19 protein-coding genes, 1 tRNA gene and 1 other RNA gene are annotated in these 24,943 nt (G+C 58.9%); 7 read left to right on the top strand and 14 right to left on the bottom strand.

The annotated features are described in order from the left end of the window. Positions 1-256: 256 nt before the first annotated feature. Both I6J19_RS05400 and I6J19_RS05395 read right to left on the bottom strand, forming a co-directional pair. Positions 257-333: transfer RNA gene (locus I6J19_RS05400), tRNA-Met, on the bottom strand. A 200-nt stretch (positions 334-533) separates the two neighbouring features. Beyond that, positions 534-3,521 carry a UPF0182 family protein gene (locus tag I6J19_RS05395; protein ID WP_038626293.1) on the bottom strand — a complete coding sequence of 996 codons (2,988 nt, stop codon included), beginning with the start codon at positions 3,519-3,521 and terminating at the stop codon, positions 534-536. Positions 3,522-3,672: 151 nt separating this feature from the next. Here I6J19_RS05395 and I6J19_RS05390 point away from each other — a divergent pair, with 151 nt between their 5' ends. After that, positions 3,673-4,254: a PPA1309 family protein gene (locus I6J19_RS05390; protein WP_038626295.1), complete on the top strand. Its 582-nt coding sequence runs from the start codon at positions 3,673-3,675 to the stop codon at positions 4,252-4,254. 267 nt (positions 4,255-4,521) lie between these two features. Next, a complete protein-coding gene (locus I6J19_RS05385) occupies positions 4,522-5,361 on the top strand; it encodes a GDSL-type esterase/lipase family protein (RefSeq protein WP_038626297.1) in 840 nt (279 codons plus the stop codon). 373 nt (positions 5,362-5,734) lie between these two features. Here the strand turns inward: I6J19_RS05385 and ssrA are convergent. Next, positions 5,735-6,119: a transfer-messenger RNA gene (gene ssrA / locus I6J19_RS05380) on the bottom strand. Positions 6,120-6,220: 101 nt separating this feature from the next. After that, positions 6,221-6,724: an SsrA-binding protein SmpB gene (smpB, locus tag I6J19_RS05375; protein ID WP_038626299.1), complete on the bottom strand. Its 504-nt coding sequence runs from the start codon at positions 6,722-6,724 to the stop codon at positions 6,221-6,223. A gap of 180 nt (positions 6,725-6,904) precedes the next feature. Here smpB and I6J19_RS05370 point away from each other — a divergent pair, with 180 nt between their 5' ends. From I6J19_RS05370 to I6J19_RS05360, 3 genes are all read left to right on the top strand, one after another. Further along, positions 6,905-8,548 (top strand): AbgT family transporter, encoded by a 1,644-nt coding sequence (locus I6J19_RS05370; RefSeq protein WP_080972824.1) that lies wholly within the window; start codon positions 6,905-6,907, stop codon positions 8,546-8,548. Between the two features lie 163 nt (positions 8,549-8,711). Continuing rightward, positions 8,712-9,479 (top strand): alpha/beta hydrolase family protein, encoded by a 768-nt coding sequence (locus I6J19_RS05365; RefSeq protein ID WP_038626302.1) that lies wholly within the window; start codon positions 8,712-8,714, stop codon positions 9,477-9,479. 20 nt (positions 9,480-9,499) lie between these two features. After that, positions 9,500-10,462: a cation diffusion facilitator family transporter gene (locus tag I6J19_RS05360; RefSeq protein ID WP_038626304.1), complete on the top strand. Its 963-nt coding sequence runs from the start codon at positions 9,500-9,502 to the stop codon at positions 10,460-10,462. A 29-nt stretch (positions 10,463-10,491) separates the two neighbouring features. Here the strand turns inward: I6J19_RS05360 and I6J19_RS05355 are convergent, their stop codons facing one another. The 6 genes from I6J19_RS05355 to metG form a co-directional block, all read right to left on the bottom strand. After that, the gene (locus I6J19_RS05355) at positions 10,492-12,321 is read right to left on the bottom strand and encodes an ABC-F family ATP-binding cassette domain-containing protein (protein ID WP_038626306.1); all 1,830 of its coding nucleotides are present in this window, start codon (positions 12,319-12,321) and stop codon (positions 10,492-10,494) included. Then, complete coding sequence (locus I6J19_RS05350; protein ID WP_038626308.1) at positions 12,305-12,820, bottom strand: NUDIX hydrolase; 516 nt, start codon at positions 12,818-12,820, stop codon at positions 12,305-12,307. The genes I6J19_RS05355 and I6J19_RS05350 overlap by 17 nt, the downstream gene beginning before the upstream one ends. A gap of 32 nt (positions 12,821-12,852) precedes the next feature. Continuing rightward, positions 12,853-13,758 carry a 16S rRNA (adenine(1518)-N(6)/adenine(1519)-N(6))-dimethyltransferase RsmA gene (gene rsmA, locus I6J19_RS05345; protein ID WP_038626310.1) on the bottom strand — a complete coding sequence of 302 codons (906 nt, stop codon included), beginning with the start codon at positions 13,756-13,758 and terminating at the stop codon, positions 12,853-12,855. A 64-nt stretch (positions 13,759-13,822) separates the two neighbouring features. Further along, on the bottom strand, positions 13,823-14,962 hold the full coding sequence (locus I6J19_RS10950; RefSeq protein ID WP_038626312.1) for a resuscitation-promoting factor: 1,140 nt from the start codon (positions 14,960-14,962) through the stop codon (positions 13,823-13,825). Between the two features lie 177 nt (positions 14,963-15,139). Beyond that, on the bottom strand, positions 15,140-15,964 hold the full coding sequence (locus tag I6J19_RS05335) for a TatD family hydrolase (protein ID WP_038626313.1): 825 nt from the start codon (positions 15,962-15,964) through the stop codon (positions 15,140-15,142). Between the two features lie 15 nt (positions 15,965-15,979). Then, positions 15,980-17,806, bottom strand: a complete 1,827-nt coding sequence (metG, locus tag I6J19_RS05330) for a methionine--tRNA ligase (RefSeq protein ID WP_187402485.1) — start codon at positions 17,804-17,806, stop codon at positions 15,980-15,982. 126 nt (positions 17,807-17,932) lie between these two features. Between metG and I6J19_RS05325 the strand changes: the two genes are divergently transcribed. Next, the gene (locus I6J19_RS05325) at positions 17,933-19,174 is read left to right on the top strand and encodes an aminodeoxychorismate synthase component I (RefSeq protein WP_038626316.1); all 1,242 of its coding nucleotides are present in this window, start codon (positions 17,933-17,935) and stop codon (positions 19,172-19,174) included. Here the strand turns inward: I6J19_RS05325 and I6J19_RS05320 are convergent. Further along, positions 19,171-20,847: a BCCT family transporter gene (locus I6J19_RS05320; protein WP_038626318.1), complete on the bottom strand. Its 1,677-nt coding sequence runs from the start codon at positions 20,845-20,847 to the stop codon at positions 19,171-19,173. The two genes, I6J19_RS05325 and I6J19_RS05320, sit on opposite strands and share 4 nt — an antisense overlap. A 160-nt stretch (positions 20,848-21,007) precedes the next feature. Continuing rightward, entirely contained in the window at positions 21,008-21,862 is an 855-nt protein-coding gene (gene rsmI, locus I6J19_RS05315; protein ID WP_187401012.1) for a 16S rRNA (cytidine(1402)-2'-O)-methyltransferase, read from the bottom strand. A gap of 82 nt (positions 21,863-21,944) precedes the next feature. Between rsmI and I6J19_RS05310 the strand changes: the two genes are divergently transcribed. Further along, a complete protein-coding gene (locus tag I6J19_RS05310) occupies positions 21,945-23,501 on the top strand; it encodes a dolichyl-phosphate-mannose--protein mannosyltransferase (protein WP_038626322.1) in 1,557 nt (518 codons plus the stop codon). Here the strand turns inward: I6J19_RS05310 and I6J19_RS05305 are convergent. After that, entirely contained in the window at positions 23,498-24,280 is a 783-nt protein-coding gene (locus tag I6J19_RS05305) for a zf-HC2 domain-containing protein (RefSeq protein WP_038626324.1), read from the bottom strand. The genes I6J19_RS05310 and I6J19_RS05305 overlap by 4 nt on opposite strands. 51 nt (positions 24,281-24,331) lie before the next feature. Further along, positions 24,332-24,736, bottom strand: coding sequence for a DoxX family protein (locus tag I6J19_RS05300; RefSeq protein WP_038629133.1), 405 nt, complete (start codon positions 24,734-24,736; stop codon positions 24,332-24,334). Positions 24,737-24,943: the final 207 nt, after the last annotated feature.

Here is a 24,943-nt window from a genome sequence, read left to right as displayed (position 1 = left end):
GACGAACGCCCGCGGCCTCTCCGGAGTGGATGGCGATAGTACAGAGGACTTCTGAAATCCGTGCAGACGACTCCTCAAAACGACACAGTCATCCAAGGTCACAAAATCGAAAATTGTCACTTAACCCCATCACTTCCAAACCGGCTTAAGTGACAAAATGCCATCGCTAAAGTCCCGATTTGAGTCCCAGGACGTGCGCCTTAAGAGAAATAACTAAAGCCCCTACCAGTGTTTCTCCTGGTAGGGGCTTGGAAGTTGGTAGCGGGGGCAGGATTCGAACCTACGACCTCTGGGTTATGAGCCCAGCGAGCTACCGAGCTGCTCCACCCCGCGTCAACTGTCCTGGCTTTTACAAGCACTCACAGCGGGTGCTGACCTCTCCGGCCAACGAGATGTAACTGTAGCACGGCACCCCCAACAAAGACCAATCCCCAGGTCATAGCCAGTTTCGCTACAACCTGGGGACTCTGCGAACCATAAGAACCTATGATTCTCGGCTAATCTCCCGTTGCAAGCCTTACTCTCTGTAAACCTTACTGGCCGTTGGCCTTCTGGTAGTCAGCGGCAGCGCGGTCGAGCTCGGCAAGTGCCTGGCCCTGGGCTGCGTAGTCACCGTTCTTCTGGGCGTCGTTAAGCTTCTTTAGCGCGTCGGAGATACGGCGAGCGGCGTCGTCACGCGCGGCGACATCAACCTTGCGCTCTTCCTTCGGTGCCTCGTCGTCGGACTCAGCGTCGGCGGCGTCCTTGTCCTTATCCGACGGCTGCTCCTCAGCCTCTTCCTCACCGCGGACCTTGGTCACGGCGGAAGCATCGATACCAACCTGGCTCAGAGCCTCAGTGACCGTAGCGCCGTAGCCCACCTGACCGCGGTAAGCGACGAGAATACGCAACAGCTTCGGGAATGCGGTCTCCTGCCCCTTGCGTTGGGTGTAGACCGGTTCGACATAGAGAATCTCGCCATCGCCGACCGGCAGCGTCAGCAGGTTACCGTTGGTGACCACGTTCGTACCCTCGAGCAGGGTACGGTCCTGGGCGACCTCATCTGCGGACATCATCGTGTCCTGCGCCTGACGCGGACCCATGGTCTGGGTGTTGGTCGGCAGAGCACGAATAGTGATTTGGCCGTAGGTCTCCGGCTCGGAGGAAGCACTCATCTGAGCGGAGAGGAACTCACGCTCCAGTCCACGGAATGCAGAGATCAGCTGGAAGCTCGGCTTGCCGCTCTCCGGATCGGAAGCGACAACATAGTACGGCGGCTGAGAGAGGTTCTTGTCTTCCGGTGCGGTCGGGTCGGACGGGACAGACCAGAAGGAGTCATTGGCGAAGAACACGCCCGGATCGCTGACGTGGTACTTGGCCATCAGCTCGCGCTGAACCTTAAACAAGTCCTCCGGGTAACGCAGGTGCTCCTGCAGTTCCTCGGAAATCTCCGACTTCGGCTTCACCACACCTGGGAAGACGCCTTCCCAGGCCTTGAGCACCGGATCCTTCTCATCGAACTCGTAGAGCTCAACGGTGCCATCGTAGGCGTCAACGGTTGCCTTGACCGAGTTGCGGATGTAGCTGACCTCGCTGTTCGGCAGCGGGCGTGGAGTGCCATCCGGGTTAATGGAGTCCTGCGTGGTTTCCTGGAGGCTCATGCGCTGGGAGTACGGCATCTTGGCCAGCGTGGTGTAGCCGTCGACGATCCACTTCATACGGCCATCGACTACAGCCGGGTACGTCTTGGTGTCGGTAGTCAGCCATGGGGCGACCTTCTGAACACGGTCACGCGGATCGCGGTTGTAGATAATCTTGGAGTCCGACCCAATGCGGTCGGACAGCAGGATGTTGAGTTCCTGGTAACGGGTGGCGAAAATCATGCGGCTGGCAAGTCCGCCAACGCCAACACCGCCCTCACCGTCGTAGGTGAAGTTTCGGCCGTCAGCATCGTACTCGTAGTCCTTGCCGTCACCATTGCCACCGACAATCGCGTAGTCGGCATCGCTGTTGGCGATAACCGGACCGTAGTAGATACGCGGCTGCTTCAGGTTCAGGTTCATGCCGTTCGGGTCCTCGGACTCGAACAGGTCAGCCACGGTGTACAGCGGGTAACCACCGCGGGCGGAACCGGACTCGGAGGCAACCTCGTCAACCTTATTAGCCGGCGCAGCAACGAAACCATTGCCGTGAGTGTAGACCGTGTGACGGTTAATCCAGTCAGTCTGGTTGCCCTGCAGAGTCTGCGGGTTCAGCTCACGAGCAGCGACAATGAAGTCACGGGACTCCCCATCAATCTGGTAGCGGTCAATGGCAAGCGGATCGGAGAAACCGTAGAAGTTCTTCAGCTGACGTTGCTGAGTGAAAGTACGCGGCAGGACCTCCGGATCCAGGATTCGGATATTGGCCAATGTCGCGGCATCGCGCGAAATCGAATCCGCACCTTCCTTTGCTGCCTCCTTATCGCCTTCCTTTTCAGCCGGAACGCCCCAGTCGCGCTCGACCTTCACCTTGTCGTCGGTAAGCCCGTAGTGGTAGCGCGTCGATTCAATGTTGCGCGCAATGTATTCACGTTCCTTGGAAGCGCGGTTCGGGTTAACCGAGAACTGCTCAACTGCCATCGGCCAGGCCACGCCGATCAGCCCCGCGGAGACCAGCATCAGCACTGTGGCAAACGCCGGAATGGAGAGGTTGCGCAGGAAGATAGAAGCGAAGAATGCAGCGGCCACGACAATTGCGATGACCAGCAGCGTAATCTTTGCCGGCAGCAGCGCATTGATATCGGTGTAGGAACCACCGGTGAAGGTTTTCTGCTTGTTATTCAGCAGCTCATAGCGGTCCAGCCAGTAAGACACAGCCTTGAGCAGCATGAAAACACCGGCCCAGCACGCCAACTGCGCACGAGCCGCATTGGAAACGCGGGTCTTCTCCCCTGTAGTCGGGTTACCTGGGCGGATGCCACCAAGGAAGTAATGTGTCACCAGCGACAGCAGGAACGCAATAACTACCAGGACAACCAGCGTCGAAACGATGTACGACCACAGCGGCAACTGGAATGCATAGAAGCCCAAGTCCTTGCCGTACTGCGGGTCAGTCTCACCGAAGGACTGCCGGTTTAAGAACAGCTGCACCGTCTGCCAATTGCCCTGCCCCACAAGGCCACCGAGTACGCCGAATACAACGGGCAGCGTGGTGAACATCGACTTCGAACCAGATTCAGCCATCCGTCGGTACACTGCCTGCGGGCTGCGTGGATCCGTCAGCCCGAGGTCGACGGGACGCGAGCGCCACGCCAGCCACATAGATAGAAATGTCAGTGCACCCGTTATTAGGCCTACGGTGATAAACAGGACAATACGAGTGAGCCACGTGGTGGCGAATACCCCTCGATAGCCCACTTCACCGAACCACTGAAAGTCCGTATAAAAATTGACGGCGATGGGAATAACAAAGGTCAGCGCGGCAATCACCCACACGGTAATTGCCAGCCACCCCGGGCGGCCACCCGCCGATCGTCTCGGTCGAGTCTGGTTTAGAGACAACGTCTCTCCTGTTCAAGTTGAGCTTGACTTACCAGCGAGCTGGCAAGCCGAACGTACGCTTATCTGTCATCTACTCTAAATAAAGTTCCTAACAATTGACTAAGGATGCTGTTTAAACAGCGTTGCCAGGAAAGGGGCGTCGTCAAGCGTCATGAGCGAAAACAACGGCACACAGACTCATCTCAGCCAGCAGGCACTCAATCGCGCCGTGCGCGAGGCTGTCGAATACGTCCACGCCGAAGGTTGGGACCGTGCTCCGAGTCTCTTCGCCCTCGTCCCCACCGCCGCGCTTGCCGACGTGCTTGCCGACGAGCTGATCGACAGCGCCCCGCTGACTGTCGTTGCGCAGGAGCCCCTCCCCGAGGGAATTGAAGGTGGTAGCCCTGAGTTGGCGGACTTTATCGCTCGAACATCGTGGCCGGCAGGTGTCGTCGGTGCCGTGTTAGCACAGGAAATTATGGTCATCGCCCCGGAGCGGGCGAACAGTTTTGAGGGAGCATCCGTAGACGAGGTGCGGGCGCAGGCGGATGGCGAGGCGGCTCGTCAGGCACGTCTTTTCAGTGGCGTTATCAGCGAGGGGCCACACCTAACGCTGATTCAGCCACGCCCCACGGAAGCGGAGCTGGATGAGCGTGGTCCCTTCGCTGAAGATGAGATTGAACTAAAGGATGGTTCTGGGGTAGCCGATGGTGTCATCGCTGCGCTGTACTCCACGTTCGGAAGTAACTCATAACTCCACCTACCAGCGATAAGAGACAGACAAGAGGCGTTGAAAGCGCCGAATATCCTTATAACTAGCTGATTCCGGTTGACATCAGGACTAGAACCTAGTTGTATAACAAAGTGATAAAGGCGCGTCTCTAAGTTTCCGCTCAGGGTTCTGTTGGACTTGGTTCTGTTGGACTCGGATTCTTCCAGGGACGGGCGAATGTGGCGAAGAAATCGCGAGTGTAGCGCGAGTTTTTCCTTCTATTGGTTTTCAACTAAGAGGTTTTTAATTATGAAGAACAACGTTGTTCGCCGTGCAGCAGCCTCGGCAGCTGCAGCTTCTGCGCTGGCAGCCTCCCTCCTGACTGGTGGTGTTGCCAACGCTCTTCCTACTGGTAACTACGTTGCCTTCGGCGATTCCTTCGCTGCTAACCCGGGCCAGTCCGATCCGGCCGTGCCGGGCCGTGGTGGCTGCCCAATTTCGGTTTCGAACATCGGCTCTCACGTTGCTCGCGAGACTGGCCTTGAATTGCACGACTACTCCTGCAACGGCACTACCGCTTTCATGCCGACTCAGCCGCAGAAGTCCCTGATGGGCCAGGTTGACAACGCTATCGCCCAGGGCTCCCTCGGCCCGGCTACCCAGCTGGTGACCATCTACGTTGGCGCCAATGACGCAATGCAGGGCGCTGTGCTGCCAATGCCGGTTCAGGATGACCTGTACACCACCAACGTTGTTGCCGCGGTGCAGAAAATCAAGGCCGCTAACCCAACTGCTCGCGTCATGCTGATTGGCTACCCAGCTTTCACCTCGAATGATCCGACTCACTACGCTTGCCCGGTCAACGCCGCAGGTTTTGCACCGCACATTCCGGCTGCCGGCATGCACCAGTTTGAGATGGCTCTGCAGAACCGTCAGGAGCGCGCTGCAAATGAGTCCGGCATCGGTTTCGTCAACATGAAGAACATTGCCAACATCGATGTCGCAATGTGCGGCCCGGACGGTGAGCGTCAAGTCTCGGCAATTCTGGATACTGACGTTGCTTCCTACAACATGACCAACCACCCGACCTTCCACGGTTCGGCAGTTACTGGCACCACCATCGCCAACGTCTACAAGAGCACCTTCTAAGGTTGCCCGACGCCGCTCAGGCGTTTTGGAATGTAAAAACCCTCGGTCCCGCTTTGAAAAGTGTGGTCGAGGGTTTTGCTGTCTGTTGCCGCCGCGGGCCCAGTCTTTACACTTTCGCTTCCACCACGTCCGCCTCTGCAGTGACCTTAATGCGTTCTCTTCCCTTCAGCGCGCGGAGGGCGTAGAGAATTGTTGCTAAGTCGATAACCTCCTGCAGTAGTGCAATAATCTTCTGGTACTGCGAATCTGCCGCCGACTTGGAGGCTTGGATCCGAATTGTCTGCGTTCCATTGACGGATGATGGGAAAAGCGACTACACGATATAAAAAATATAAAAGCAAAATCCCCGGCCGTAATGACCGGGGATTTTAATCTGTGGAGCTGCCGAGAATTGAACTCGGGTCCACCGCCAACTCGCCAGGGCTTCTCCGTGCGCAGTTCGCACGATCGCCTCTACTCGACCCTTCGGCTCAGGCAAACATGTCCGAATGACGGGTCCAGCCGCAAGTAAGAAGATCCCCGATGAGCCTTACGGCACACCCATCGGGCGAGCCCTTTTAAGTCGATGCCAGGGTCCGGGCCAAAGGGCAAGCCCGGCCTGACAGACACGCTAGTCGCTTAATTAGGCAGCGAGAGCGTAGTCGCGCTGAGTGTTCTCGGCGCTTAATCAGTTGCTACGACGCTTAAACGGTGGTCTCTAGCCTGCACCGGCACGCTTCCCCTGGCTCACTGTACGGTGTCGAAACCATGTCAGCCCCATACAATGCCTTCAAGCGCGGGAATGTGCGTAGCACTCAAAGGATGTTCAAGAATAACGCTTTACGACGAGAAAAGTCAACAAACCTCGTCGCAAAGCACGCTACCCCTTGATGCCCTTTACACGGCGGCCCAGCGCACGAGTAGCTTCGCGCTCCTCCGTGCGGCGCTTGATGTCCTGGCGCTTGTCATAGTCCTGCTTACCGCGGGCGAGTGCGAGCTCGACCTTCAAGCGGCCGTCGGTGAAATACAGCTTCAGGGGCACAAGCGTGTTGTTGCCATCGCGGACCTTGCCCCACAGGGTGTCAATCTCCTTGCGGTGCAACAACAGCTTGCGCGAGCGACGCGGTGAGTGATTAGTCCACGAACCGTAGGAGTACTCCGGGATATGCAGCCCGCGGAGCCACACTTCGCCGTCGTCGATGGTCGCGAAGGCGTCGTTAAGCGATGCTTTGCCCTCGCGCAGCGCCTTGACCTCAGTGCCCACGAGAACGACACCGCATTCGTAGGTGTCCAGAATGTTGTAGTCATGGCGGGCACGACGATTGGTGGCCACCACCGCGTTGTTGGCGCTGACCTTTTCTTTCTTCGACTTCTTCTTGCCCATAACCTGCTTAACTCTAGTCGAAGAAGGTGCACGACAGCTATTCCCTAGCTATTCCCTTAACTTTCCCTTATGCGCCTGCTCGCACCCGACATACATATGCCTCTGGCCTTTTACGTTGTGACGCAACTTACTTTCCCCTAACCTTTTACCAACGTCTAACACAGAGGGATCTTTATATATATGGGACAGTCAAAAACGTTGGAACCGGACAAAGCGCCACCGAAGCCAAAGGGGTTCCTAGCAACACTGGAACGTATCGGCAACGCACTGCCAAATCCATTTTGGCTATTCGTGATTCTTGCCGGTGTAGTCATCGTTTCTTCGTGGCTCGGTGAGGCTGCGGGTATGCAGGCCAAGGATCCCGCGTCGGGTGACATCATCGAGGTGGAAAGCCTTGCTACCGCAGAGTACCTGCAAAAGATGGTTTCTGAGGCGGTAACGAACTTCACGGACTTCGCACCAGTTGGCCTGATTCTGGTGTGCATGCTCGGTGTCGCAATTGCGGAGTACTCCGGTTACATCGGCTCGGCAATCCGCGCGGCAATTTCCAAGGTGCACTCCCCTGTCCTGCTGACATTCATTGTCGCACTGGCCGGCGTGACTGGTTCGATCGCTTCTGATGCCGTCTACGTGATTCTCATTCCGCTGGGTGCCGCCTCATTCGCCGCAGTTGGTCGTAACCCCATTGTCGGTGCGATGGTCGCCTTTGCCGCCTCGTCAGCCGGGTTCAATTCGTCGCTGGTGCTCAACATCACCGATGTGCTGCTGGCGGGTATCTCCACGCATGCGGCGCACTTCGTGGATCCGGAATACGTGGTTTCACCTCTGGCCAACTACTTCTTCACCATGGCTTCGTCCATTGTGCTGGCTCTGATTATTACGGCTGTTACTGAGCTGTTCATCACCAAGCACGTGGCAAAGACCATCCACGACGATCATATTGACCACGAAGCTGCCGAGTTCACTAAGCCGGGCGCTTCGGAGGAGGCTGCTGAGGAAAACGCTAAGAAAAAGGAGCAGGACACCGCGTCTAGCAGCTCCAACAGCGGCCGCGATAAGCTCGTTCTAAACGACTCCGAACGCCATGGCCTGCGCTACGGCAACATCGCCGCTGTTATCTTCCTTGCGCTGTGGTTCGCCGCTCTGTTCATCCCGGGTTCGCCTCTGCGCGGCGAAGGCGACGGCATCTTGAATTCCGTGCTGCTTACCGACGTCGTGGTGTCCATTGCCCTCTTCTTCGCCGTGGTCGGTATTGCGTACGGCATCGGCGCCAAGACCATCACCTCCTCTGCAGATGTGCCCGCCTTCATGGAACGTGGCCTGGGCACACTGACCACAATGATGGTGCTCTTCTTCGCTGTTTCGCAGTTCACGGCCTACTTCAAGTGGTCCAATATCGGCCAGTGGACCGCTATCAAGGGCTCCGAATTCCTGACCAAGGCGGATCTGCCGCCGCTGTTGCTCTTTGCTGCCTTCGTCCTGATGGTGGCTGTTCTCAACCTGCTGATTACCTCGGGCTCCGCACAGTGGGCGTTGATGGCGCCGGTCGTAGTGCCGATGCTGATGTACGTCAACGTCTCCCCGGAGGTCTCCCAGCAGCTATTCCGTATTGGTGACTCCCCGACCAACATCATTACACCGATGTCGCCGTACTTTGCGCTGGCACTGACCTTCCTGCAGAAGTACTACAAGCCTGCGGGGGTCGGCACGCTGATGTCGCTGGCTATCCCGTACTCGCTGTGCATGATGGTGGGCTGGTTCCTATTCTTTGTCGTGTGGTACCTCGCGGGCATTCCGCTGGGGCCAGGGGTTCCGGTGCGTTAACTCACAGCCACTAGGAGATTGAGGGATTGGTCGAATTTTTCGCCCAATCCCTCACTTATTTGTGGCACCCGGGCTTAATATTGCGTACGGTCGCCACCACAACGGGCGTCGTAAAGCGAAAACGTACACACATTGAGCACACACTGAGACGCGGATATAACCTATGCCAACAAAGCACCTAAAATTCACGGGATCGACAGGCGAGACTCTAGCTGCATCGATTGATCTGCCGGACGGTAAGCCACGCGCGTGGGCGCTATTTGGTCATTGCTTCACGTGTAATCGGATGGTGCCCGGCGCGTCACGCACCTGTAAGGCGCTGGCGAAGAAGGGCATTGCAGCGTTCCGGTTCGACTTCACTGGCCTTGGGCAGTCCACTGGCGATTTCGGCGAGACGACGTTCCAGACCAACATTGATGACCTTAAGGCCGCCTACGAGTTCATGGAGGCAGAATTCGAGGCCCCCTCGCTACTGATTGGGCACTCGCTCGGTGGCGCAGCGGCGCTGAACGCCGGCCACGATATGCCGAAGGTCAAGGCGGTTGCGACAATCGGTGCACCCTTCGATCCGGCACACTCGATTGTGCGCATCGCCGGTGACATTTCGACGGTCGATGAGCACGGCACGCAGGTTCTGCAGATTGAAGGTCGTGGCATTCCGATTTCCCGTGAGTTCCTGGAAGTGTTGGCGGACTACAACCCGGAGGTCTATCTCAGCCAGCTGCGCAAGCCGCTGCTTATTCTGCATTCCCCGACCGACCAGACTGTTGGTATCGATAGCGCCCAGAAGATTTTCCAGGTCTCTCGCTATCCAAAATCCCTGATGAGTTTGGATCGCGCGGACCACTTGCTCACTCGCGCTAAGTCCGCCGCGCGCGCTGCTGACCTGATTTATGCGTGGGCGGATAGCTATCTTCCGGAGGCTGAATAGCCCTGTTATCATTAGGGGTTATGGACACAACTGAACACTCTGGCCACTCACACGGCCACGGTCATTCACACGGCCATGACCACGCTCATATTGACCCCGCGAATACTCCTGCCCGTCGCCTGCTCGCAGCTGCGGGTCTAACTCTTGTCGTATTTCTCGCCGAGCTCATCGGCGGCTTGGTCTCGGGTTCACTGGCGCTGCTGGCAGATGCCGGCCATATGGTGACGGACTCCGCAGGCCTGCTTATGGCAGTTGCCGGTTTGGCTATCGCCCAGCGCGGAGCCAATCACCGCGCGACGTACGGGTACCGTCGTGTTGAGGTTCTGACTGCTCTCGTCAACGGTCTGACAGTTTTCATCATTGCCGCCGTGATTCTCTGGGGCGCAATCCGGCGATTCGGGTCAGTGGAACAATCTGAAATTCAGACCATGTCGATGCTCATCATCGCGGTCATAGGCCTGCTGACCAACGTTATTGCGGCGTTTCTGCTCGCGGGTGCTGCCAAGGAAAGCGTCAACGTCCGCGGCGCATATCTCCATGTGCTTGTCGACGCCGCTGGTTCGGTCGCCGTCATTATCTCCGCTATCGCTATTGCATACACCGGTTGGACTGCCATCGACTCGGTGGTCTCCATCGTGATTGCGCTCTTCATCGTCCCCCGAGCCGCCGTTCTGGTGCGCGACTGTCTCCACGTGTTGCTGGAGTACACCCCGAAGGGCGTCGACACCGAGAAAATTACTGCTGACCTGTCTGACTTGGACGGAGTGGTCGATGTCCACGATCTCCACGTCTGGTCCCTCAACGGCAATGACCTGTTGGCTTCTGTCCATCTCGTGCGCTGCGACACGCTCCCCAACGGCGACGAGCACGCATTGCTCGACCGCGCGCAGGCACTGCTTCACGACGTCCACGGGATTGAACACGCCACGGTGCAGATTGAAAGAACCGGGCACGCTGACCACGAGTACCCGGCTCATACCTAGTTTGTTCGGCTAGTAGCTGAAGTAAGGTGCTAGCCCTCGAGCTGCTCGCCTAGCTCCAGCCACTCCATCTCCAGCTCTGCCTTCTGCTCAGCCACCTCCGCAGCACGGCGATCGAGGTCCGCCAGCTTTTGTGTGTCCAAGTTGGCTACATCAGCACTCGCTTCCGCCATCTGCGCATGCAGTTCACTTTCTTGCTGGCTGAGCTTCGCCATCTTCCGCTCCAGGGCACTCATCTTCTTCTGGACAGCATGAGCTTCCGCAGCCGAGAGCTTCGAGGTATCCTCCTCTGAAGCTGCGCCACGGGTCTGCGGACTACCGGCATTTGCTTGAGAGGCACCACCACTAGCGGCCGAGTCAGCCAGCTGTGCGCGACGCTGGAGGTACTGACTAATCCCGCCTGGCAAGTTCGTCAGCTCGCCATCGCCGAAGAGGGCCCAGGTCGAGTCGGCAATACGCTCAATCAGGTAGCGGTCGTGCGAGATGACCACCAACGTGCCCGGCCAATTGTCCAGCAGGTCTTCCAATTCCTGCAGCGTGTCAATATCCAGGTCATTCGTCGGCTCGTCGAGCAGCAGGAAGTTCGGCTCACTCATCAACACGCGTGTGAGTTGCAAGCGACGGCGCTCACCGCCGGAGAGGTCTGCGATTGGGGTGCGCTGCCGCTTCGGGGAAAAACCCAGTCGCTCCGCCAGTTGCGAGGCGCTAATCTGCTTCTTGCCCAGGTCAATGTAGGTCGCCACGTCCTCCACAGCGTCGAGCACACGCATATCCAGCGGCAAATCATCGAGCTCTTGTCGCAGCCAACCCAGGCGCACCGTCTTGCCCTCAATCCGCTTGCCATCGCTTAAGGGGTAGTCTCCCGCCAATGCGCGCAACAAAGTCGTCTTACCCGAGCCGTTGACACCGACCAGGCCAATGCGCTCGCCGGGGGCCAGACGCCACGTGACGTCGTTAAGCAATTCCCTACCATCGGGCGTTTCCAGGGACGCATGCTCCAGCTCCACGACCACCTTGCCCTGTCGACGCTGCGAAAACGCCATCAACTCCACGGAATCACGCGGCGCCGGGACATCGGCGATGAGAGCCTCAGCTGCTTCGATGCGGTAGCGAGGCTTCGAGGTGCGGGCCGGCGCACCCCGGCGCAACCACGCGAGTTCCTTACGCGCAAGGTTCTGGCGACGCTGCTCGGCGGCATCGGCTTGGCGCGCACGCTCGGCACGCGCGAACGTCCAGTCGTTGTAACCGCCATCGTAAAAATCGACGGTGCCGTCGTGGACTTCCCACGTCTTCGTGGCAACGGTATCCAGGAACCAACGATCGTGCGTGACGACGACCAGGGCTGCCCGGCGCGAAAGGACATGATCGGCCAACCACTGCACACCCTCAATATCGAGGTGGTTCGTTGGCTCATCGAGAATGAGCAGATCCAGATCTCGGACCAGTGCGGCCGCCAGGTTAACGCGACGGCGCTCACCACCGGAGAGGTTAGCGACCTTGGTATCCATACCGAGGTCATTGATACCGATGCCATCGAGGACCTCGCGGATGGAAGCGTTACCCGCCCACTCGTGTTCAGCGAGTCCCAGCGGTGCAATGACGCACTCAAACACGGTGGAATTCGGGTCGAGCTCGGCGCCCTGGGTGACATGCGCCATGGCCATGTCGTTGGCTCGCGAGATACGTCCGGAGTCCGCCGGCTCCACGCCTGCCAGAATCTTCAGCAGTGTGGACTTGCCGCCACCGTTCAAACCGACAACGCCGATGCGGTCGCCCTCTTGAACGCCGAGGCTGACGCCGTCGAGCAGAGTCTTGAGCCCGAAGGACTTAGAAATATTCTCGCAATTAATCAGATTTGCCATGATGAGTATTTATTGTGCCCCATTCGACGTTGCCAAGCACACGCCGAACATACCAAGCCACCGGCAGCTCCTCGAACTGCTCTCGGGTTACCCATTTAAATTCCGGATGCTCGCCGCTGAGCTGGACATTCTGCGTGTCGTCGGCCTCGCGTACTAGAAAGGTCACCGTGTGGAAGCGGAAATTCTCCCCGCCCAAGTCCGGATTGGAATAATGGGCAAATTCGCTGACCTCCGCTGCGCGCAAGCCGGCCTCTTCACGCAGTTCGCGCACAGCGGCCTCCACGGGCTCCTCCCCCGCGTCTAGCTTGCCACCGGGCAAATCCCACTGGCCCCCGAGGAAGCCCTCGTATTCACGCAGCAGAAGCAGCAAGCGGTCACCTCGGAAAACTATGCAGTTGCACACCCAGCCGTCGTCGTCAGGCCAGAACTTAGTCCAAGCCAGGCTGCGCGGTTCGCGCCGGCCGATCTCGGCCCTACTGGGGGTGTCATCACGGTGCATGGGGAAAGATCGCCTGTCCTTTATTAAAAGCGCTAGTCTCGTGAGACCTCAGCGAGGCGAACGAAATCGGCAATTTCGAGCTTCTCTCCTCGCTGCTTGGGGTCAATCCCCGCTGCCATAAGCGCTTCTTCGGCTGCGGCACCAGATCCGTAAATCCCCGATAGGGCCGCACGGAGGGTCTTGCGGCGTTGCGCAAAAGCAGCGTCGATAAGCGGGAAAAGGCGCGCGCGAAATTGCGGCGAAATCTCCCACGGAGCCTCGGGGGCATCGGCGGCATTGGAGTTCTCAGGAGCGTCGGAGCGGGCGTAGCAGTCAATGCGAACGAGCCCGGAATCAACCTTCGGGACCGGCCAAAAGACGTGCGGACCAATGGCACCGGCGCGACGCACTGTGCCGTAGTAGGCGGCCTTGACGCTGGGGACGCCGTAAATCTTGGAGCCCGGCTGAGCCGCCAGCCGGTCAGCGACCTCAGACTGCACCATCACGAGCACGCGGCGGATGGTGGGGAGCTCGGCAAGCATGTGCAGCAGTACCGGTACCGAAACGTTGTACGGAAAGTTAGCCACCAGTGCATCCGGCGAGGTCTGAAAGTCCTCGCGGCTGACCTTCAGCGCATCTTTCTCAATGAGCTCGAGTTCACAGCCCTCGGCGCGCTCGGCGACTGTCTGGGGCAAACGCTCCGCCAACCGCGGATCGATTTCGACAGCCGCGGCACGGCCGCAGTGTTCGAGCAATCCCAGGGTCAGCGAGCCCAAGCCGGGACCGACCTCAACAGGGTAGGAATCCTCCGGCAAGTCCGCCGCAGCGACAATTCGACGCACGGTGTTGGCGTCGTGGACGAAGTTCTGCCCCAATTTCTTCGTCGGGACAATATCCAACTGCGCCGCCAGGTCACGTACTTCGACCGGCCCCAGGAAAGAAACTTCTGCTTTAGTCACAGTTAGATACTACGGGGTCAAAAGAAAAAATAGGTTTAGCTCGTTTGGCTAGTCTGAACTAGCTTTAACGAAGCCCCATGGAAGCGGTACAAGCGGGCCATGCACCCCAACCCTGACCAGCCTGGACGCGCTCAGCGACAGCAATCTGCTGCTCGCGGGAAGCCTGCGATGCGCGCGGTGCGTACTCAGTACCGCCGTAAGCTGCCCAGGTGGAATCGGTGAACTGTAGACCACCGGAGAAACCGTTACCGGTATCGATAGCCCAGTCACCGCCGGACTCACACTGGGCCAGCTGATCCCACACACCGTAGCCAGCGGCCGGAGCTGCGATGCGAGACTTAGTGCCCTGGCGGATAGTGGAGATACCCGGAGCCTTTAGCTCCTTTTCTTCCAGGACCTCGCGTCCGAGCTCTTCGCCGTCGCGAGAGGTGACCTTGACCTGACGTTCTACCTGGCCCGGCTCACCCTCCTGCTCAACGATGCGCTCGTCTTCGAACATCGAATCATCTTCAATGATGTTCTCGTGAGCTGGAATTTCCTCAGTCTCGGTGATGGTCTTATCAATCAGACGAGACAGCGCGATGCGCATGCCTTCAGTGACCGGCGCATCCAGACCCGGCTCAACGGTGTCGTCTTCACGCAGCTCAATGCCACGCTGTGCCAGTACATCACCGACGGTCATAGCCGGGACGGTCAGGTCGATGTCCTTGGCATCGTCGTGAAGCACAATATTCTTGGCACGAACGACGTCGAGTTCGACCCCCTTAGCGGAAATCTCGCCCTTTTCGACCTCGACCTTGTCCTTATCGGAGATGAGCCCCTGCTTCTTCAGACCTTCAATCAGCTCATCGGTAGTGATGGCATTGGTCTTGTGCTCCTGCGGCTTGCCATCGACAATCATCGTGACCGGCTTGGCAGAGCGGTAGACCAGCTTGCCGCCGTCCGTGAGGTCGCCCTGACGCTGAACCAGGTCTCCGCCGGTGGTTTCGACACCAGCCTTCTCCAAAATGGCCTTGTCATCCTTGGACCAGGTTGCAATTTGCTCGACCTTGCCGTCAATTTCGACGGTGATGGTGTCGTAGTTGGATGCTGCGACAGTGCCACCCAGAGCAACAGCAGCGACCAGACCGCCAGCAGCGATCTTGGACGAAGTGGAGACTCCGTCGTTAGCACGATTGAGATGACGCTTCTTCGCAGCACTCACGGGGTTCGTCACAGCCTTTCGGAGGATGGGCAGCTATCAGATGAAAGAAATACAGTTTGTAACAGTACGGTAAAGATTCAGTGTTGTCTAAAATATATCGATAAAAGTGACGGGAAATACAACAAACCGCCCCGGCTGCATTTCCACAGCTCAGGGCGACAATACGCCGACACGTGCTTAAATGCCGTACACCCGACGTGCGTTATCCGTCAAAATCTGCGCCATCTCCTCCGCCCCGATTTCTCGGGCCGCAGCCATCGCACGCGCCTGATGACCGATAAAAGTTGACTCATTGCGCGCACCTCGGAACGGCTCCGCGGTCATGTAGGGGGCATCGGTTTCCACCAGCAGCTGCTCCGCCGGCGCCTCAGCCACAGCCTGCCGCAGGTAATCATTGCGTTTGAAGGTCACGTTTCCGGTAAAACTCAGCAGGTAACCGCGCGCAATGGCCTCGCGGGCAACCTCAATGGGCGAGGAGAAGCAGTGCAAGATGACCGTGTTCTCATAGCCGTCCAACGCCGCCATCAGATCTTCATCGGCGTCGCGGTTATGAATCATCAACGGCTTGCCGACGGTTGCTGCGAGCTCCATATGCCACTGCAACGCAGCCAGCTGTTCGCTCTTCGACGCGCAGCCGTCGAGAGAATCCAACCAGTACCAATCCAATCCCGTCTCGCCCACGGCCACAACCCTGGGGTCGGCAGCCATTTCGGTCAGACGGGCCTTGGCGTCGTCGTCAAGCTCGTGTGCGCGCGTCGGATGGATGGCAGCGGCGGCCCAGACGTTGGGGTGCGCGTGTGCGGCGGTAAAGGCCAGTTCGGTTTCCGGCATGCCATCGCCGACCGTGCAAACTCCGACGACGCCCGCTGCGGCGGCACGGTCCATGAGAGCCGCAATCTCCTCCGGAGTTTGCGCCCCGCAGGACGCGAGATGCGTGTGGGCGTCAAACAGCGGAGTGAGATACTCCGCGGGTTCTGCAATTTTGCGTTTGCGCTTTCCCATTCCTCTACTGCGCCCCTACTTCACCTGTGCCCACTCAGGGCCGTGCTCAGCCAACTCCGAGTCGAGCTTGGAGAAAACCGGCTTCGGCTTTGCAAGCTGCGTACCCGGCTCAATGTCGAAGCGATGCCAGGCGGCCTTCTGATTGACGTAATCACCAGTGATGATTGGGTAGCTCCTGCCCTCTGCCGGCAAGTCTGCGCCGACCGGTTCGACCGGCATGTCGTCCTGGACTTCCTGGACTTCTGGCATTGCGGCCCAGATGCCCTCGCCACCCAGGGTCTCGAAGACCTTCTGCGCGCTTTCCGGCAGGTACGGGGTCAGCAGGACATTGGCGTCGCTGACTACCTGCAGCGCTGTCCACAACACAGTGGCGAGACGCTCACGCTGGGACTCGTCCTTCGCCAGCTTCCACGGCTCCTGCGCAGCAATGTAGGCGTTCGCCTCCCCGACCAGGTGCATTGCGGCAGTGATACCAGCGCGGAAACGGGATAGCGCAAGTGCGTCACCCACCTCGGCGAAGGAGCGCTCAGCCAGGTCGAGCAGTTCACGGTCAGCGTCGGTGAGCTCGCCCGGAGTTGGCACCTCACCGAAGTTCTTGAAAGCCATGGACACGGTGCGGTTGACCAGGTTTCCCCAGGAGTTGGCCAGCTCGTTATTCACGCGGCGGACAAACTCATCCCAGGTGAAGTCGGTGTCCTGGTTTTCCGGACCAGCCATGGCGATGAAGTAGCGCAGCGGATCCGGACCGAACTCCGCCAGGAAATCCTTCACATAGATGACAACGCCCTTGGAAGAGGAGAACTTCGAGCCCGACATGGTCAGGTACTCCGAGGAGACGACCTCCGTCGGCAGGTTCAACTCACCGAGCTCCCCGACTTTGCCTCCGCGGGAACCTTCGCCACGGTAGCCCAGCAGCTCAGCCGGCCAAATCTGGGAGTGGAAGGTGATGTTGTCCTTGCCCATGAAGTAGTAGGACAGCGCCTCCGGGTCATTCCACCACTTGCGCCACGCTTCCGGGTCACCGATGCGCCAGGCCCACTCGATGGAAGCGGATAGGTAACCGACGACAGCGTCGAACCAAACGTAGAGTTTCTTGGTTCCGTTTTCCGACCAGCCCTCCAGCGGAATCGGAACACCCCAGTCAATGTCGCGGCTCATTGCGCGCGGACGGATGTCCTTCAGGATGTTCAGGGAGAATTTCAGCACATTTGGGCGCCAGTCCTTGCGCTCTTGAAGCCATTCGGTCAAGGCCTCTGCCAGCGCTGGCAGGTCGAGCAAGAAGTGCTCAGTTTCAACGAACTTCGGGGTCTCGCCGTTGATTTTCGACACCGGATCAATCAGATCGGCCGGGTCAAGCTGGTTACCGCAGTTGTCACACTGGTCGCCACGGGCACCGGAAGCGCCACAAATTGGGCAGGTACCTTCGATGTAACGGTCCGGCAGCGTGCGCCCGGTCGACGGGGAAATCGCCCCCATCGTGGTCTGCTTGACCATGTAGCCGTTTTCGTAGAGCCCGCGGAAGAGCTCCTGGACAATCGCGTAGTGGTTGCGCGTGGTAGTGCGCGTAAACAGGTCGTAGGAAAGCCCCAGACCCGCGAGGTCCTGCACAATCTGGCGGTTGTAACGGTCGGCCAATTCCTGGACAGAAACGCCTTCCTTCTCTGCTTGCACAAGCAGCGGCGTGCCATGCTCATCAGTACCGGAGACCATCAGCACGTCATTGCCAATCATTCGCTGGTAGCGAGCGAAAACGTCCGAGGGGACTCCGAAACCTGCAACATGGCCGATATGTCGCGGACCGTTAGCGTACGGCCACGCAACTGCTGTGAAAATGCGAGACATATCTAACAGGGTAATAGATGACCTGCCATCGCGATGAACTGTGTCCCTTACGGAGTCCTCATGAAGTCCACATGAACTGTCCCCTACCATCATCGCACGCATGCGCAGTCACTACGCTTATGTTCTATGTCCACTCGGTCTACCTCCTCCGGCTCGGCTGCTGACTTCACTTCGCGTGCGACCACTGCGCTGGCGCGTCTTATCGCTGCCGGTCATCGTCCCGCCGCACTCATCGGCTCCTGGTTCGGTTATCGCGCGGTTCTCGCCGCCAACGTCGAGCTCACTGCCTGCGAGTCGGCAGCGCTTTTCACCAGCCCCGACCCCGATGCGTGGATCTTTGGGTTCCGCCCCTACTCCGGCACCAGCGCGCACGGGGTCGCTACCTGCGTCGCGTTGCTTGCCGACGACGGCACGTGGCATTTCGACGGCCCCGGCACCGGTGACCCCTTCAATCCGGATTTCCAAGCCCTTCAGGAGGCCATCAACTACTCGCACGAAGACACGCGTGCCGACGCGCTCCCCGCGGCCACACCACTGGAGTGGGATCAAGGCGACCGAGAACACCACCAGCTTGCGGTGACAAACTGTAAGGAGGCAATTGCCGCAGGCGAGGTGTATCAAACCTGCATTTCCACACGCTTTCACGCGGAGCTGGCAGCGAGCGACTCTGCACTAGCCCACGCCGGCGCGTGGTTTTCCTCCCGCGTGGCGCGGTATCAACCGGCTCGAGCAGCATTCTTGCCCGGCAATCTCGACGTTGGAATTCCAATCCTGGCCTCGCTGAGCCCTGAGGAGTTCCTCATCCGCGCAGGCACAAGCGTGACTGAAACTCCCATCAAAGGCACGATTCCCGCTGACCGGTCCCCGAACGAGTTATTGCGCAGCGACAAGGATGTCGCCGAGAACATCATGATTGTCGACCTGGTGCGCCATGACCTCGGTCAAGTTGCCAAGACCGGCACCGTGAAGGTCACAGACCTGCTCAGTGTGCGTCCGGCACCGGGCGTGTGGCACCTCTTTTCCACAGTTTCCGCGGAACTTCCCGATCAGCTCAGCCACGCTGAGCTCATCGAAGCCTGCTTCCCACCGGCCTCAGTCACCGGTACACCGAAGCTGCGAGCGATTGAGCTTCTGCGCGAATGGGAACCCGAACCCCGTGGCGCTCACTGCGGCGCGATTGGTGCGGCCCATGGGGATGCACTTGAGCTCAATGTCGGTATTCGTACCGCTGAGTACACAAAAGACCCGAACTCGGGGAGAGTTCGGGTCGAAGCTGGCATCGGCGGTGGCATCACCATCGGGTCTACACCCGAGGGCGAATGGGCCGAGATTGAGGCCAAGGCCGCACCGCTGCTGTTGGAAAGCTAATTGCGCAATTTACGAGCACGGCGGCGCTCGCGCTGTTCGGCCGCTTCCGCCAAGCGGCGCTCACGAGCCATGCGCAGGGCAAACTGACGCTGTTCCTTGTCATCGAGGTACATCGGATCGTCGGAAAGCCCCTTAACCAGCGCAACCATCAGCGCCAAGATAACAATGACGAACGGGCTTGCCGCCAAAATAGTGATGTTCTGCAGGTTCGACAGGGCATCGCTGCCACCGGTGACCAATAGGACGATGGCAATCAGAGCGGTGAAGATACCCCACATAGCAGTGACCGTGCGCGACGCTGTGAGTCGACCGAACTGGCTCATGGTGCCCATCACGGTGGAGGCGGAGTCCGCCGAGGTAATGAAGAAGGTAGCCAGCAGAATCATTGCAATAGCCGAGGTAATCGCGCCACCCGGCAAGGATTCCAGCAGATTGAACAGCTGACTCTCGGCCGAACCGTCACCGTAGATGGACGCACCCTGCTGCTCGTGGGTAATGGCGGTGCCACCAAAGATGGAGAACCACACTGCAGAGACAATCGACGGAACTGCGACGACGGTGAAGACGAACTCACGGATAGTACGGCCGCGAGAAATACGTGCGATGAACATACCGACAAACGGCGACCAGGAAATCCACCAGGCCCAGTAGAAGATTGTCCAGGAAGAGAGCCATTCACCGGCGGTGCCGTCAGCGGAAGCACTGGAGCGGGAGGCCATCTCAAAGAAGGAATCCAGGTAGCTGCCAATGGAGGTCGGAATCAGGTTCAGAATCACCACGGTAGGGCCGAGGACCAACACCAGCAGAGCCAGCAGACCTGCGGCAACCATGTTGAAGTTCGAGATGTACTGGATGCCCTTGCCCACGCCCGACAGTGCAGAGGCCAAGAAGGCACAGCCCAGAACGAGAATAAGACCAATCCACAAAGGTGCGCCCTTGATGGCGTTGAACCCGTTGATTTCCAAACCGGCGGAAATCTGAAGTACGCCAACACCGAGAGAAGCTGCCGTACCGAAGACGGTGGCAAAAATCGCAAGCGCGTCGATAAGCTTGCCCAACCATCCCTCAGCGCGACGTGCGCCGATGAGCGGGATGAACGCCGCCGAAATCAGCTGCTTTCGGCCGAGGCGGTAGGTCGAGTAAGCAATTGCGAGACCGACGATGGCGTAGAGCGACCACGGGTGCAGAGTCCAGTGGAACATCGTCGAAGCCATGGCGGTACCGACTTCCTTCGGCTCGTGGCCCGGCACGCCATCGCGATAGAAGGTCAGCGGCTCAGCGACACCGTAGAACATCAGACCGATGCCCATACCGGCGGCGAACATCATGGCAATCCAGCTAGGCGTGGAAAACTCGGGTTTCTCGTTGTCCTTGCCCAAGCGGATGTGACCGAACTTGGAAATCGCGATGGACACAATGAAGAAGACAAAGACGGTACTGGCCAAGATAAACAGCCAGCCGATGTTCTCCACGACCCAGTTCAGAGAGCTAGATGCGAACGTAGAGAAACTATCCGGCCACGCCAGGCCCCAGACGATGATTGCCAGAATTGCGACAACGGCGGGGATGGTAACCCCGAGGTTCACGGGAGCGTGAGAATCGTCGGCCCTGACTTCGCCGACGACTGACTCCCCTACTTCTTGTTGTATTTCATGCTCTGGTGGATTCGTCATTCCTCCACCATGTCCACCATTGACCTGGGATTTCAACTCAGGATGTGGATTCTCTCAGGTTTTCCTCATTTTTTATGGGTTGCAAAAAACTTCCAATAACGGAGTTTACCCTGTTCACTGGCGTGCGCTTGAACATTTTCCGCCACAAAGTAACAATCAGTTAACGATTTTCGTCCCGAGCTGCTAAAACGGCCTGGTAGAGATCTCGATGCTTCGTCATTCCCGCCTCTGCTGCAACCTGCTTCGCGGCATCCTTCAGTCGCATGCCATCAGCCACGAGCTCCTCCACGCGGTCAACCAAGCCCTCCGTGGATACCTCCGTTGCCTGCTGCCCCGCGCCTTCAATCACCACCGTAATTTCGCCGCGGACACCTTCCTCCGCCCACGCCGCCAACTCCCCCAGCGTCGCACGGCGAGTCTCTTCAAAACGCTTGGTCAACTCACGGCTTACCGACGCGCGCCGCTCCTCACCCAAAATCTCCGCAGCATCGGCCAACGTAACAGCCAACCGATGCGGCGACTCAAAGAAACAACAGGCCCGCTTCTCTGTCTTCAGTGATTCCAACCATGCCCGGCGCGCCCCCTGTTTACGAGGTGCAAAACCATCGAAGCAAAAGTGGCCGACACCCAAACCACTGAGAGCCAATGCGGTAGTCACCGCGCTCGGTCCTGGTACACAGGACACCGGCACGCCCGCATCATGTGCAGCCGCCACCACAGCCAGGCCAGGATCCGACACCACCGGCATCCCCGCATCGGTCACCACAATGACTTTCTGTCCCGCCTTCGCCGCCTGAATCAGCGACTCAGTGCGGCTCTCTTCGTTGTGATCGAAGTTCGAAACAAACTTCCCCTTGGGGGAAATGCCCAGCGCTGTGGCCAGGTTGCGTGCCCGCCTGGTGTCTTCCGCGGCGATGATATCGGCGTCGATAAGCGCACCGCGCAAGCGGTCGGAGGCATCGGCGATATTGCCCAGCGGCGTTGCCACCAGAGTGATGCCAGGAGCCAGCGTCATTGCCTCGCTAAGAGGCGCGTTCTCGTGCGGTTGGAAGTTCGATGCCGAATGCGTCATGATTCCATAGCTTAAACTGACATTCGTGACCGATGCCGCTTTAACCCCACCACCGGAAACCGAGCGCCGCGCGAAAAAGCGTTTCCTGCGCCCGATTCCCCCGGTGCCCTCGCTGCCGCCACTGCGGCGGTGGGACAAATGGGATACCGCCACTTTTGTGGTTCTCGGAATCGTCGCAGCGCTAACCCGTTTCATCGGGCTTGCTGCCAAGACCGACAATGGCACCCCGCTCTTCGATGAAAAGCACTATGTGCCGCAAGCATGGCAGATTCTGGAGTCCACCCGCGACCCCATCTCGTCTGGCATTGAGGACAATCCCGGCTACGGTCTGATTGTGCATCCGCCAGTGGCCAAGCAGGTCATCGCCTTGGGCGAATGGATCTTCGGTTACTCACCAATGGGCTGGCGGTTTATGTCGGCGGTGTGTGGCACGCTGGTCATACTGCTGCTCATGGACATCGTCCGACGCATCTCTCGCGGCTCGCGGTTGGCAGTGGGTATCGCTGGTCTCTATGCGCTTGCCGACGGAGTGCTGTTTGTCTCCTCCCGGGTCGGCATGCTGGACATGATTCAGACCTTCTTCATCACTGCGGCCGCGTGGGCACTTCTCATCGACCAGGCCGATGCCCGCAAGCGCCTGGAATCCGCCACGGAGCTAGGTAGTTTCGGCCCCTATCTCAGTTATCGCTGGTGGCGACTGCTCGCCGGCATCATGCTGGGGCTTGCCACCGGGGTGAAGTGGTCTGGCCTGTATTACATGGCCGCATTCGGTCTGTGGTCCGTCTTCACGGATCTGGTCTCCCGCAAGAATGCCGGTGCGCACAAACCCGTGCTCGGCGCACTCTCCCGTGATACCGCCCCGGCGTTGCGTGATCTGGTGGTAGTCCCGCTGGGCGTTTACTTCTTAAGTTGGCGTTCCTGGTTCGCCGAAGAAACGTCGGTCTATCGCCATGTCTCACCCGAAGACCGCGATACGGGACTCCCCGGCACCGACTGGCTTCCCGAGGCCCTGCAGAACTACCTGCACTACCAAAACAGCGTGCTGAAGTTCCACGCCGAGCTGACCACCTCTAATGGCCACAAACACCCTTGGGAGTCCAAGCCTTGGGAGTGGCTGGTCAGTTGGCGGCCAATGCTCTACTACTCCACCGAAACCACCTGCAGTGGCGGCCAGGAGTGCAAGGGCTGGATGATGCTCTTTGGCACCCCGCCCATCTGGTGGTTGCTGGTCCCCGTGGTCCTGTGGGCCACATGGCGTTGGCTCGGCCGCCGCGACGGCCGCTACGCGCTGCCCGTCATCGGTTTCCTCGCCTCGTGGCTGCCGTGGGTCATCGGCTACGACCGGCAGATGTACTTTTTCTACGCCACCGCGCTGATTCCATTCGTACTCATCGCCTTTGCTCTGCTTGCCGACGATCTCTCACACTGGCGGCCCGGCGGTAAGCCGGTGGGGTTGGTAATCGTTGGCACGCACGCCGCACTAGTGGTGACCGCGTTTGTGTTCTGGCTGCCAATTTTGACCGGCTACCCGCTGCCTCTCAACCACTTTGAATGGCGGTTCTGGTTGCCATCTTGGAGCTAGTCCCGCTGTGGTGGCACGCCTGTGACCGGCAACCCCGAGGCGGCCCGCCATGCCTGTGCGATTGCCGTCGGCGTATAGCCGCCCAGCCACACAACGGCCAGCGTCAAAGCGGAGACAAACATCAATGCCAGGCCAGCGATCTCTGATGCTCCCTGGGCACCGATGAGAATGTCACGAATACCAAAACCGATGCTGAACGTGGCGACGGCACCGTAGACCGGCGCCATGCCCATGGCAGCGCGCGGCCGCCAAGCAGCCCAGAACAATCCCACTGCCAATGCAAGCCGAATTGCCGCGAGTTGAATGGCAAGGCGTGCTCCGAGCTCCATTGGGTCAACGGTGGCAGTGGAACCGTCGATAGGCGCTCCCGTGCTTGTTGCGATTCCTGCACCGTCCTGCGGCTGTGTCGAGGAAAGTCCAAGCGTCATCATGTCGGAGGCGTCTACCAGCGTCGCAATCCCCCAGACCGCCCAGCAAAGTCCCAACGCAATGAGCACCCCGCGGGCGGTGCCGGCTATGAGCAGCCATGCGCGCTCACGCCGGCGGCGCTCCGGTTCGATGGAGACCAAAATGCGCTCCGAGAGATCATCCGTGGAAACCTCCGGCATACCATCGGCAGGCCCAACCGTAAGGGCGCGGTTCAGCCGCACCGCTCGCTCGTACCAAGCTCGGCACTCCTCGCAGGCCCCAAGATGGGCATCGATGACTTCATCGGCAATACTTGCCTGCTCGCCATCGAGGCGAGCTGACAATGCTGCGCGAATTTCCTCGCACTCCACGGGGAATCTCCTCCGCTTTTAACTCTTAAGGGGGTTGTACCTAATGAGGTCTTATCTGATGAATTGCCTGTCCAAGCTGAAACGGCCGGCTCCGAAAACGAAAATCATCACCAGCCCACCGATGAGTGACATCACGAGCTCCGCACCGTTGTCACGGATAAACAGACCATTGCCCAGGTGCATCGACCACCAGGCACCAATCATTTCAATGATGAAGACCATCGCCACCGTCGGGGCCAAGAGTCCCAGAATCAGCAACGCGCCTCCGACCAGTTCGACTAGAGCGACAACCCAGACCGTCAAGTGCGCCTGCGGGATATTCGCAGCGACAAAGTAACCGGTCGTCTTGTCAATACCGGTGATAAAAATCTTGTCCCAGCCATGGCAGATGAAGATAATTCCGAGTATTAGGCGGAGAATCACGAGCGCGATATCGCGCATTACCGGTCGATCCATGAGGGACATGCTACCCGACGGCACGGTCAAAGCACGGTAGCACTGCGGCAGCGAAAGGCCAGCGACTTTAACATGCAAAAAGGCTTCTCCCAACCCCTCGGGAGAAGCCTTCCGCCAAACACACCCGGTGTGTCATGTCTTAGGTAGTGACATCGTAACAGGCCGAGTTTCTAACAAAAAATCGCGCTGACGTGCTCAGACAACTTT

Source organism: Corynebacterium amycolatum, from assembly GCF_016889425.1.
Classification (GTDB): domain Bacteria; phylum Actinomycetota; class Actinomycetes; order Mycobacteriales; family Mycobacteriaceae; genus Corynebacterium; species Corynebacterium amycolatum.
Note: the sequence above shows the minus strand (reverse complement) of the source record. Positions and strands in the feature narration are given on the sequence as shown.

What these genes read in the sequence shown, in the direction of transcription:
- I6J19_RS05390 (WP_038626295.1), top strand. Translation starts at nt 3,673, where the DNA reads ATGAGCGAAAACAACGGCACACAGACTCATCTCAGCCAGCAGGCACTC.
- I6J19_RS05355 (WP_038626306.1), bottom strand. Translation starts at nt 12,321, where the DNA reads ATGGCAAATCTGATTAATTGCGAGAATATTTCTAAGTCCTTCGGGCTC.
- I6J19_RS05320 (WP_038626318.1), bottom strand. Translation starts at nt 20,847, where the DNA reads ATGACGAATCCACCAGAGCATGAAATACAACAAGAAGTAGGGGAGTCA.
- rsmI (WP_187401012.1), bottom strand. Translation starts at nt 21,862, where the DNA reads ATGACGCTGGCTCCTGGCATCACTCTGGTGGCAACGCCGCTGGGCAAT.
- I6J19_RS05360 (WP_038626304.1), top strand. Translation starts at nt 9,500, where the DNA reads ATGGACACAACTGAACACTCTGGCCACTCACACGGCCACGGTCATTCA.
- I6J19_RS05325 (WP_038626316.1), top strand. Translation starts at nt 17,933, where the DNA reads ATGTCCACTCGGTCTACCTCCTCCGGCTCGGCTGCTGACTTCACTTCG.
- I6J19_RS05365 (WP_038626302.1), top strand. Translation starts at nt 8,712, where the DNA reads ATGCCAACAAAGCACCTAAAATTCACGGGATCGACAGGCGAGACTCTA.
- I6J19_RS05335 (WP_038626313.1), bottom strand. Translation starts at nt 15,964, where the DNA reads ATGGGAAAGCGCAAACGCAAAATTGCAGAACCCGCGGAGTATCTCACT.
- metG (WP_187402485.1), bottom strand. Translation starts at nt 17,806, where the DNA reads ATGTCTCGCATTTTCACAGCAGTTGCGTGGCCGTACGCTAACGGTCCG.
- I6J19_RS05385 (WP_038626297.1), top strand. Translation starts at nt 4,522, where the DNA reads ATGAAGAACAACGTTGTTCGCCGTGCAGCAGCCTCGGCAGCTGCAGCT.
- I6J19_RS05350 (WP_038626308.1), bottom strand. Translation starts at nt 12,820, where the DNA reads ATGCACCGTGATGACACCCCCAGTAGGGCCGAGATCGGCCGGCGCGAA.
- I6J19_RS05370 (WP_080972824.1), top strand. Translation starts at nt 6,905, where the DNA reads ATGGGACAGTCAAAAACGTTGGAACCGGACAAAGCGCCACCGAAGCCA.
- smpB (WP_038626299.1), bottom strand. Translation starts at nt 6,724, where the DNA reads ATGGGCAAGAAGAAGTCGAAGAAAGAAAAGGTCAGCGCCAACAACGCG.
- I6J19_RS05300 (WP_038629133.1), bottom strand. Translation starts at nt 24,736, where the DNA reads ATGGATCGACCGGTAATGCGCGATATCGCGCTCGTGATTCTCCGCCTA.